General features: G+C 45.1%; 5 protein-coding genes. All 5 read left to right on the top strand.

Features of this window, described 5'->3' with window-relative positions; genetic code table 11:
• Window positions 1–2 precede the first annotated feature (2 nt).
• The 5 genes from VB073_RS09975 to VB073_RS09955 all read left to right on the top strand — a co-directional run bounded on the left by VB073_RS09975 (window position 3) and on the right by VB073_RS09955 (window position 12232).
• A complete protein-coding gene (locus VB073_RS09975; RefSeq protein WP_323404019.1) occupies window positions 3–1955 on the top strand; it encodes a RagB/SusD family nutrient uptake outer membrane protein in 1953 nt (650 codons plus the stop codon).
• 38 nt (window positions 1956–1993) lie between these two features.
• Window positions 1994–3253 carry a DUF4959 domain-containing protein gene (locus VB073_RS09970; protein ID WP_323404018.1) on the top strand — a complete coding sequence of 420 codons (1260 nt, stop codon included), beginning with the start codon at window positions 1994–1996 and terminating at the stop codon, window positions 3251–3253.
• Window positions 3254–3279: 26 nt separating this feature from the next.
• Entirely contained in the window at window positions 3280–4416 is a 1137-nt protein-coding gene (locus VB073_RS09965; RefSeq protein ID WP_323404017.1) for a DUF4998 domain-containing protein, read from the top strand.
• 75 nt (window positions 4417–4491) lie between these two features.
• Window positions 4492–9999: a glycosyl hydrolase gene (locus VB073_RS09960; protein ID WP_323404016.1), complete on the top strand. Its 5508-nt coding sequence runs from the start codon at window positions 4492–4494 to the stop codon at window positions 9997–9999.
• 70 nt (window positions 10000–10069) lie between these two features.
• A complete protein-coding gene (locus VB073_RS09955; protein WP_323404015.1) occupies window positions 10070–12232 on the top strand; it encodes a glycoside hydrolase family 76 protein in 2163 nt (720 codons plus the stop codon).
• The last annotated feature ends 2 nt before the right edge of the window (window positions 12233–12234 follow it).

The raw sequence follows: 12234 nt of genomic DNA, 5'->3' as shown, positions 1-12234 counted from the left end.
CAATGAATATTCCAAAAATATACAGAAACAAGCTGAAGGTATTTGCTATCGTCTGTATGATGGCTCTTCCAGCTTGCAATGATTATCTCGATATTGTTCCCGATGACGGTATGGCTACCATGGAGACCGCCTTTTCCATGCGTTCTACGGCAATCCGCTACTTATATACCTGCTATGGGTTCTTAACCTCTGAAGGAAACCTGGACGGTGATCACGGTTATATCACCGGTGATGAATTGTGGTCTATCTACGACAGAAGAGAAAGTGGAGGAATATGGGGAGGAGGATTGTTCAATATAGCACGGGGGTTCCAAAATGCCAGCGGTCCCATCGCAAACGACTGGGACGGTATTTATGAAGGAATCAGGTGTTGCAATATCCTCATTGAAAGTGCAAAAAAAGTACCCGACCTTCCCGAATGGGAAAGATTACAATGGATTGCCGAAGCCAAATTCCTGAAAGCGTGGTTTCATTTTCATCTGATGCGCAAGTGGGGACCTATCCCGCTTATCAGGGAGAACCTTCCTATTACTGCAAGTACGGAACAGGTACGCGTTTACCGTGATCCCATGGAGGATTGTTTTGATTATATAATTCAATTGCTTGATGAAGCCATAGTCGATCTCCCGCTGAATGTACAGAGCCGGGATGAACTGGGAAGAATTACCAAACCGATCGCAGCCTCGATCAAGGCAAAGATTATGGTCTATGCCGCCAGTCCTCTTTTCAACAACAACAGCGATCAATCTACATTGGTCGACAAGAGAGGGGTAAAGTTATTTAAAACCGACAAGACGGCCGAAGAGGTAAAAGCCAGATGGGATGCAGCTGTTGTCGCCTGTCGTGACGCCATCAATCTGTGCCAGGAAGCCAATATGGAGCTATATAAGCATCAAAGCCGGGTAAGAGTGAATGACACCATCCACCAGGAATTGGATCTGAGAAACGTGATTACCGAGAAATGGAACAGTGAAATTATATGGACCAACACCCATACTTCTCTGGGAGCAAACAGGAACCTGCAACTGGCATCTTCTCCCAACCTGCAGTGGGACCAATATCCCGATATGCCCAGTTTATATAACCATATCAACCCACCATTAAAGGTAGTTGAAATGTTTTATACAAATCACGGCCTACCGATTGAAAACGATCCGGAATGGGATGGAGTAAATCCTTATAACCTTCGCACAGCAGACGAATCACACCGTTGGTATCTTCGCAGGAATTACACCACTATTGAAATGAACTTCAACCGCGAACCCAGATTCTACGCATGGATGGGTTTCGATGGCGGTTTATGGTACGGGCAGAAACCGGAGGTCAACGATCCTGTTCCAGGCGACCTGTTTTGGGTAGCTTGTCGTGCCGGTGGAGCACAACAGAAGAAAGGATATGACTGGGGACCAGTTACCGGCTATTATCTCAAGAAAGTAGTTCATTACCAGAATCGTCAGACTTCCGCAACCGGCTATGATGCAGTCACTTACCCATGGCCTATGCTACGTCTGGCCGATCTCTACCTGCTCTATGCCGAAGCCATTAATGAATCGGAAGGCCCTAACGGAGCAAATAGTAGCGACCTCTTCTTCTATATCGACAAGGTACGTGCCAGGGCCGGGCTGCCCGGAGTGAAAGAAGCCTGGGACTATTACAGCAACAACCCGGGAAAATACAACACACAGGTCGGGATGAGACAGATCATCCAGCGTGAACGGTTGATAGAACTCTCTTTCGAAGGACAACGCTTCTGGGATTTGAGACGCTGGAAAATAGCACCTTCAGAATATGAGAAAGGCATCTACGGCTTCAAGGTTACCGCCAGTAAACCTGAAGATTATTACCAGAGAATTCTTCTCTCAGAACAAAAATTCGGATTGAAAGACTATTTCTGGCCGATCCAGACAGGTCTAATCGAACAAAATCCGAATCTGGTACAAAATATCGGATGGTAGCAGAATGGATTAACTTACAATGAAATAATTTGAATCATATGAAACGAATATTCTACTTATTATATATAATTATTCCCTTATACATCTACGGATGTAAAGAAGAGGGTCGGATCGACCAGATCGACGATTCGGTGGCCGCTCCTGCCCCCGTTACAGTCCTTGGCACGACAAGTATACCGGGTGGAGCTACAATCAAATACAAAACACCCAATGATGACAACCTTTTGGGAGTAAAGGTAGTCTACACACGGAACGGAGAGATATGCGAATCGAAAGCCTCCCGATATGTAGACACATTGGTGGTAGAAGGATTTGGAAATACCGATCCGCAGGAAGTGAAACTCTATAGTGTGGGTGTAAACGAAAAGTTGTCGACACCCGTCTCCACTACGATACATCCTCTCAATCCCCCGGTACAAACGGTTAACTTTGATATTGATGCCAGTTTCGGTGGTGTCATGGTATCATTGACGGAAAATCATTCCAGTGCCGACCTGGCTATAGTATTGATGCTTGCCGATACGATAGAAAATACGTCGCGTACACAGTGGGTTGACCTACAGACATTCCATACAAAATCACCTACGATGAAGTTCGCAAGAAGAGGTCTTGATCCCAAACCGGGCTATTTCGGAGCATATTTGCGCGACCGATGGAACAATGTATCGGACACCATCTATAGGACATTGATTCCGATCGAGGAGATCAAACTTCCCAAAGACAGATTCAGAAATGCTGCACTTCCCACAGATTATTTTACACCGGCAGAGGGCAATAACGGATACAGGCTTGAAAATCTATGGATAGGCCCCGAAGCATCTCACACAGGTGATTTTTATGCATCCTCACACAGTGCGCCCATGCCACAATGGTTCACTATTGAACTCGGACATAAAATGTCAATCAGCCGTATCCAGAAATGGCCGCGTTCAAACTATGAACTCTATTCCGGTACCGGGCCTCGTACATTCGAGGTATGGGGTAGTACCAACCCCAACCCGAATGGGAGTTGGGATGAGAGTTGGAAATTGCTGGGTGAATTTGAACAATCCAAGCCTTCAGGTTATGGAGAAGGCCGCGAAGTTGGGCCTATTACCGATGAGGATAAAGATTACTGGTATAACAGAACAGAATTTAATCTGGTTCCTACCGAAAATGCACCTGATCCCTATCAAACGGTTACTCATTTGCGCTTCAAGATATTATCCACGTTCAATACTTACGGCACCGATGCAACTATGAGCCAGATCATTATTGGAGAGTTAACTTTCTGGGGACAATTAAAGGATGATGAATAGAACATTCATAAAAATATAAAAATCGTATGAAGAAAATAATATATTTACTGCTGATAACGCTTATCACGGGGAGCATATCATCCTGCAAGGATATGGACGATGTCTATAAGGAATTTCTCATTCCCAACGGACTAAAATATCCCCAAAGACCGGATTCTCTGAAAATTTTCGCCGGTTATAACCGGCTCCGGATTACCTGGCTTGAGGCAAAAGACCCAAGCATAACACATGCAATGATCTATTGGAATAATTACCAGGATTCGCTAAGAGTCAATCTCGGTGATTATAAAGACACAATTACCGTAAATATCGAAAATTTGGGAGAAAGTACCTATACTTTCTATATTAAAACTTTTGACCATCAAGGGAATATCTCCATACCCTCCGAAATATCAGGCACATCATATGGCGACAACTATGTAATGACCACCACCAACCGCACAATTTCGTCAGCCGTGCGGGATGCAAATCGCAAGGGGACCATTACATGGAATGCGAAAACGTCCGATCTGGTATACACGGAAGTACGTTATACCACCTCTTCGGGTGAAAAGAAAATCGTTCGTGCTCTTCCGGAAGAAATTATGCTAGAGTGTCCGGATGCAAAACCGGGGGAATTGTTCGAATACCGTTCGGTATTTTTACCTAAGAATGGAATTGATCCAATCGCAAAAGAATGGGAAGAGTATGATAATCCGTTTGCCTATAAACCCGACAGATCGGCATGGACAGCCGAAGCCAGAAACGGGAACCACGCCTGGGGTGATGGCGGAGGTGGACAAACATCACTTCTTTTCGACGGTAACAAGGGTACCGGTTGGCATAGTAAAGTAGGCGCACCGTTTCCACAATGTGTGGTAACCGACATGAAAGAGTCAGTATTAATCAGTTATATTGTAATATATCCTCCCGGCCCGGCAAACTGGCGCTATTTAAAAGATATTAAGATCTACCTGACAGAATCTCCGATAGATGCCAATGACCCGAATATTACCACTATTCTGGATGGGATGACGCCTGTGGCCTCAGCCACTTATGGTGGAGGAGATAGTTTCCGGATCAATTTCCCCACTCCATCAACCGGCCGTTACTTAACGTTGTCATTCCCCAATTCCACCTCACAATATATAAGTTTTATGGAATTGGAAGTATATGGATATTAAATCCAATAAAATTTATTTACTTTGCAGGGGCGTACTCCACAGTATGTCCCTGCAATATTTAACACCGTAAAACAGATGAAAACGTACCTTTTCAAAAAAGCCTCCGTTGTATACATGATCTTCCTTCTAGCCTTGTGTTGTTTGACAAGTTTTTCCACCGATAAAAGCGGACAGATAAAAAAAGCTATTCCTGTATGGGCAGAAGGACGGGAGAAGGAAATGAACCTGAACCTCGGTTTCAGGAGTACATTCGCCGCTAAACCCGATCAGGACATCAAGATCAAAATAGCTGCATCCACCATTTATCGGGTCTTTATAAACGGTCAATTTGTCGGTTCCGGTCCTGCACGGGCTGCCCATGGCTATTATCGGGTTGATGAATACCCTGTCAGCAAATGGGTGAAGGAAGGAGAGAATGTGCTTGCCATAGAAGTAGCCGGCTATAATATAAATTCCTATTATACCCTCGATCAGCCTTCGTTTCTATTGGCAGAGGCCGAGACTGACGGTAAAGTGGTGTTGGCAACCGGAACGGCAGACGATTTTGAGGCATTCCAGATCAAGGAACGCCTCCAAAAGGTGGAACGATACAGTTTTCAACGTCCTTTCACGGAATATTATCGAATGAAAGAGGGGTATGATCAATGGCGGATATCTCCAAAAATTACCGTGGAAAAATTGAAATTGGTGAAATTTCCCGCTGTAAAGCTTCTGCCCCGTAATGTACCTATGCCGAAATTTGAAATAGAGGAACCACGCCAAATTCATTCTACAGGAACCATAAAGAAGATTACACCACAAAACTATCACAAAGACCGTTCTTTAGCCGCCATAGGTGAAAAGCTCAAAGGATTTACCGAAAAGGAACTGGAAGTATATCCAGTTTCGCAGGAAATTCAGGAAATTGCCACCGCATCACAGGAGATTATTCGCAAACCGGTTACTCCAGAGGATAAATGGAACCTGAAAAAAAATGAATATAATATCTACGATTTCGGCACCAATTTTTCCGGTTTTATCGGCACGAAAATAAAATGTTCTCAACCAGTCAGATTGCTGCTTTATTTTGATGAGTTATTGACAAATGATGATGTAAAGACTAAACAACGAATCGCCGATATCTGCAATCATATCGTATATGAACTTCAGCCGGGGGAATATGATCTGGAAACACTGGAATCCTATACATTCAGATACTTGAAAGTAATCGTTCTGGAAGGAGAGTGTGAAATCGAAAAGCTCTATTTACGTGAATTTGCCTATCCCGACGATAAAAAAGCTTCTTTTGAAAGTAGCAACGAGAAACTGAATAAAATATTTGATGCCGCCAAACAGACATTCCGGCAGAATTCGGTAGATGTCTTCATGGATTGTCCTTCGCGCGAACGTGCAGGATGGCTCTGTGACAGTTATTTCAGCACCATTACCGAAAGAAGTCTCACGGGATATTCCACCGTGGCATACAACTTTCTGGAGAATTATGCACTACCCGGAAAATTCGAGTTCCTGCCCGAAGGAATGATACCGATGTGCTACCCCGCTGACCATAACGATGGAAATTTTATACCTAACTGGTCCCTATGGTTTATCCTGCAGTTAGAAGACTATGCCCGGAACGGAGGTGATCCGGCATTGGTGGCCCGACTCCAACCCCGTGTAGAAAAGTTGCTTTCCTATTTTTCCGGTTTTGAGAATGAAGATGGTTTGCTCGAAAAGTTAGAGCGTTGGGTATTTGTGGAATGGTCGAAAGCCAATGAACTGGTCCAGGATGTCAGTTACCCTTCCAATATGCTTTATAGTGCAGCATTGACATGCGCCGGCAATCTATACGGAAACGGTGAATGGAAGAAGAAGGCCGAAAACATCCGTCAAACCGTGCTCCGTCAATCCTATAACGGTGAGTTTTTCGTGGATAATGCTGTTCGCGAAAACGGCAAACTGAAAAACACCGGCAATACCACGGAAGTATGTCAGTATTATGCCTTCTTTTTCAATGTGGCCACCCCCGATTCTCACCCTGAGTTATGGAAAAAACTGGTATATGAGTTTGGCCCTAACCGCGATGCTGCTGTCACTTATCCGAAAGTGTACCGGGCTAATGCTTTTATAGGAAATTATTTACGCATGGACATCCTGTCACGTTACAATCTGCAAAGCCGGCTTATCAACGAAGTGCAGGATTTCTTCTATGCCATGGCAGAAAAAACCGGCACACTCTGGGAACACATGCAAAGCCATGCCAGTTGTAATCACGGTTTTGCCTCATATATCGGGCATGTATTATACCGTGATGTACTGGGGATAAAAGATATAGACCATAACAATAAGATTATTACCATCCGTTTCACTGACCTGGCGTTGGAGAAGTGCAGTGGGTCCATTCCTATTGGTGAAGAACTGCTGGAATTAGAATGGCGGCGTTCAGATAACAAAATAATGTACTCCTTAAAAGCACCTGTGGGCTACGAGATAAAAATAGAAAACGAGAGCAGTGCCACATTAACAACCTATTCATCACCTTCCCAAAAGAGGGAAATGGAATTCGAAGCATTAAAGAAGAAATTGAACGACCCTCCGGGATCGTTCCGTTCCGCACCATTATGGGTATGGAATACAAAGGTAACACGGAATGATATCGACAGGATGTTGCAAGAACTCAAAGATCAGGGATTCGGAGGGGCATTTGTTCATCCCCGGCCGGGTTTGATCAGCGACTATCTTTCGGACGAGTGGTTCGATCTCTACAAATATAGCCTTGAGACAGGGAAGAAACTGGGACTGGATATCTGGATCTATGACGAGAACTCCTATCCCAGCGGCTTTGCCGGTGGCCACGTACCGGCCCGGATGCCGGAATCATACAATCAGGGACAAGGATTGAATCCCGAAAAAAAAGAGATATTGCCTGACAACGCGAATGGGTATTTCCTCTGCCTGAAAAAAGAGGGCGACTCGTTTATCGACATTACTTCTAATCCGGACCAATACAAGAATATCGAAGGAGAATATTGGCTCTACAATAAGACCTATTATGGTCGTAGCGCCTGGCATGGAGGATATTCATACGTAGATCTGCTATATCCCGGCGTCACCGAAAAATTCATAGAAGTCACCATGTCGGAGGGCTATGAAAAATATCTCGGTGAAAAACTGGGCACTGAAATCAAAGGTATCTTTACCGATGAACCGAACGTATCAAGTCCCGGTGGCATGCGCTGGACCCCCGATCTATTCGATATCTTTCAGAAACAATGGGGTTACGACCTGAAAAACGTGCTTCCTTTGCTTGGTGAAACGGAAGAAAACTGGAAACAGGTTCGCCATAACTATATGGAGACACTCACCCAGATGTTTATCGACCGTTGGGCTAAACCCTGGTACGACTATTGTGAGGAGAAGGGTATGTACTGGACCGGCCATTATTGGGAACATGGATGGCCCGACATGTCGCATGGAGGCGACAACATGGCCATGTACGCATGGCACCAGATGCCGGCCATTGACATGCTATTCAACCAGTTCAACGATTCTCATCCCCAAGCTCAATTTGGGAATATAAGGTCGGTGAAGGAGTTGAGCAGTGTGGCCAACCAGATGGGATATGTACGCACCCTCAGTGAGACCTACGGCGGCGGAGGATGGGACGTCACCTTCGAAGACCTGAAAAGGTTGGGCGATTGGGAATATGTATTGGGTGTAAATTTCATGAATCAACACTTGTCGCATATGACCATCACCGGTGCAAGGAAATATGATTATCCACCGGTATTCACCTCCCTCTCACCCTGGTGGTCGAACTACAAATCTCAGAATGACTATTTCGCACGCCTGTCAATGCTATTGAGCCAGGGAGAGCAGGTCAATGATATACTGATACTGGAGCCGACCACTACCGCCTGGCTCTACTATTCATATATCAAGGGACATCCCAAAACAATGGAGATCGGTGTCAATTTCCAGCATTTCGTCACCCAACTCGAAAAAAGCCAGGTGGAGTATGACCTCGGTTCAGAGAATATCATAAAAGACCATGGCAAGGTCAGTCGAAACAAATTTGTTGTAGGGAAAAGAGCCTACAAAAAGGTGGTCATTCCACCCATGACCGAAAACCTGAATGCAGCAACTTTCCGGTTATTAAAGCAGTTTGTGGATGCTGGCGGGGTGTTGGTTGCATTTTCTACACCCACTTTAGTAGATGGAAAGGAGAGCCCCGAATTGAAGCAGTTCTTCACTGAAAACGCATCGGCGATCCGGACATACACCGGAGAGATGACATCACAAGCGATACAAGAGTCGTTGCAAAGCCATAAGATCCGTTTCAGCAACATATCGGGCAACGACCTCTATCACCACAGGCGGAGTTATAACGACGGTGAATTGATATTTCTTGTGAATTCGTCCCTGACAGAAACCGCCGGGGGAAAGATATCGGTGGAAAGCAGGTCATTGATTGAAATTGATGGAATGTCGGGGGACATTTTCACTTATCCGTTTACACCCCGGGGAGAGTCTGTGGAAGCCGAATTCGTTTTATCGCCTGCCGGCAGCCTAATTTTGTTCAGTACAGCATCGAAGGAGGGTGATTATCCGTCGAGGCCTCAGGCGGCTGACGGCATACCCCTCAAGGCCAATAGTACGTTGAAGATTAAGAGGGAGCAGGACAATGTGCTCAATATCGACTTTTGCAACCTGATCATCGATGGCGATACGATAAAGAACGGCAACGGTGATAAAGATCTCTATACCGTGGAAGCAGCGATCCTTCTTTACAGGCACTTCGGGATGAATAACCCCTGGAATTCCGCCATTCAATACCGCCAGACGATCGTGGAGAAAGACACTTTCAAAACCGGCGATATAAAAGTAGTGTATCATTTCACACTGCCCGGGAATATCAACAAAAAGAGACTTCGGGTAGTGGCAGAACAGCCGGATATCTGGAAAGTAAAGATAAACGGTCGTCCAATATCGGCCAATCCGCAACAGAGATGGCTGGATTCCCGCTTTAGCGTATATGAAATCGGGAAATATGTTGAAACGGGCATAAACACCGTGGAACTGAGTGTGAATCCCATGAGCATATATGCCGAGATCGCACCGGTATATCTATTGGGCGATTTCGCTTTGCAATCGGCAGATAAGGGATGGATCATCCAAAAGCCTGTCGACAGACTGGAGCCGGGTAGTTGGAAAACGCAGGGTCAACCTTATTATTCATGGGATGTGTCTTACAGCAAGAGCTACAGAATAGACGATACTTCCTCCCGTTATACACTCCGATTGAAAGAATGGAAAGGAACACTATCGGAGGTGTATGTGAACGGCAAGAAGGCCGGGATAATTGCCTACCAACCCTATCACTTCGACCTGACGCCTTATCTGAAAAAAGGCAATAACAAGATAGAGGTGAGAGTGATCGGCAGCCTAAAGAATTTGTTAGGGCCTCATTATAACCGCGACAAGGGTATCGCCGGGCCATGGCATTGGAATGGCGTACACAAGCAAATCCCGGGGAATGATTATAATTTACTCGATTATGGATTAATGGAAGATTTTATTATCTTGCGGTCGGGATCACATTAAAAATCAAATTCCGGAATATGCTCACCACATCACAATCCGAATGAATGAACGACTAAAATATTTTGAAATTATGGAGAAAAAATGGTGCTACCTCTTGTTTTCATTGATTGCCACAGGCCTGTTCTTATCCTGTTCAGACCCAATTGAGGAAGAAACGAACACGATAATAGTAGTCAATGCGGTAGAAAAACTTATCTCACCGGCTGATAACAGCGCATTCGAGCTTACGAAAGAGCTACCCTCAACCAAATTCGAATGGCAAAAAGCCGAAGCAAGCAAAGGTATCACCCCCAAGTATGAAATCATATTTTTTAAAGAAAACGGGGCACCTTCCGATCCCATTTATACGATTACCACTACCACCAATAGTGCAAATCTGAACAAAGCCAAACTGGATGAGATCTCTGTCAAAGCGGGCATTGAAGTTGGCTCGAGCGGCACTATCAAATGGACGGTACGGGCCTACCACGAATCGGTCTCTGCCCTTTCAAAGGAGATACGCCGTATTGTCATCACACGACCCGAAGCCGAAATACCGGTTACAAAATTGTTCCTGACCGGGAGAGGGAGTGAATTTGGGGAAAATATTGCAGAGTCGATGGAATTTACCAAGGTCAATAGCAACGAATATATCATCTACTCTGAATTGACTGCGGGACAACCCTTCAGGTTTATAAGCAATAATGAAGGTGATAAGATCCGCTCCTTTTCAGTGAAGAATAATAAGCTCCTGGAAGATGGCTCGGAAGGAGAAATTGCAAAAACCGGCGTTTACAGGATACATGTCAATATCGCAACAGCCACTGTCGATATGAAGGAGGTCACAGACATCTCGCTGTACTATTGTATAAAGCACAGGGCGATAAACCTTCAATATGAAGGACGTGGAATATGGAAAACAGTCTGTCTCATTAATTTCTCAAAAGAAGCATGGGGAGATGAAACACGGTATAAATTCAGGATGACCGAAGGAAATGTGAATAAATTCCTGGAAAAAGTGTCTGACGGCTCCTCTTCCATGAAAGAGAGTGTAATCACCAACCATGACACACAACTCTGGGATGGTGTCTGGGGATACTCATCCAATCTGAAAAACAAATGGGCGAAAGTGATGGTGGATATGTGCAGCCACACCCACAGTATTGAAGCTGTGTCGGAAGATTTCAGCAGTGTAGGGAGCTCATGGGTGACTCTCGCGGAGAAGAGCAGTTCCGATTTCGTGAAAGGATTCTGGAACTCCGGAGCAAAACATTTCAACAACAGCCTAACCGGGAAGGTCAACCAGTATGACTACTGGCCGGAAGCACATGCTATTGACGTGATCATTGATGCCTATATCAGAAGTAAGGATAATAAATACAAACAGATCATTTATGACTTTTATGAAGGCGTAAAGAGGAAAAACGGTAATAAATTTAAAAATTCATTTTATGATGATATGGCGTGGCATGGGCTTGCCCACCTCCGCGCTTTTGAAGCGACCAATGACTCCCGGTATGAAGAGTCTGCGAGAGATCTATGGAAGTGGATATTGGGAGGATGGGATTATAACGGAGGCGGTATAAAATGGAACGATGAGCCGGGGAGTACTCCCGGTGTGCCTTCCACGGGACCTGCCACCATCATCGGAGTGAGGAGATGGGTGAAATATGGCGATACTGAGATTACCGACGGGCTGAATAACCTGGCATGGGCAAAAAAGATGTACGAATGGATGAGAGAAGCAAGACACGATCCCGCAACCGGAGGTGTCTATGATGATTTCAACAATAAATCCGGTGCCTGGACCTATAATACCGGTACTTTCCTGGGGGCTGCCATGGAATTATACGATGTGACAAAAGAGCAGCGTTATATGGATGATGCTATCAGAACAGCCGACTGGACTTTGGAGAATCTGTCCGTCCCCACCTCGACAAATCGTATACTGAGCGACTGGGCAGAACAGGAAGACCATGATGTCAATCTGTTTAAAGGTATCTTCATCCGGTATTTTACACGGTTGATCATGCATCCCGACCTACCGGCCGACAAGAAGGATAAGTATATCAGGTTTATTGAATATAATGCAAAAGCGATGGTGGCCTACGCTTCTGCGACAGCCGAAAAAGAAGTTTTAATATACAACTATGGCTGGTACTTCAAACCCAAGAATTCCTTCCTGCGTGGCCAGACCAGTGGCTGCATGCTCATAGAGGCAATGGCCTTACTGGAAAAAGAGGGATTTTTATAATA

The organism is Proteiniphilum sp., from assembly GCF_034927365.1.
Lineage (GTDB): Bacteria > Bacteroidota > Bacteroidia > Bacteroidales > Dysgonomonadaceae > Proteiniphilum.
The sequence above is the reverse complement of the archived record's forward strand: the minus strand, read 5'-3'. Positions and strand labels throughout refer to the sequence as shown.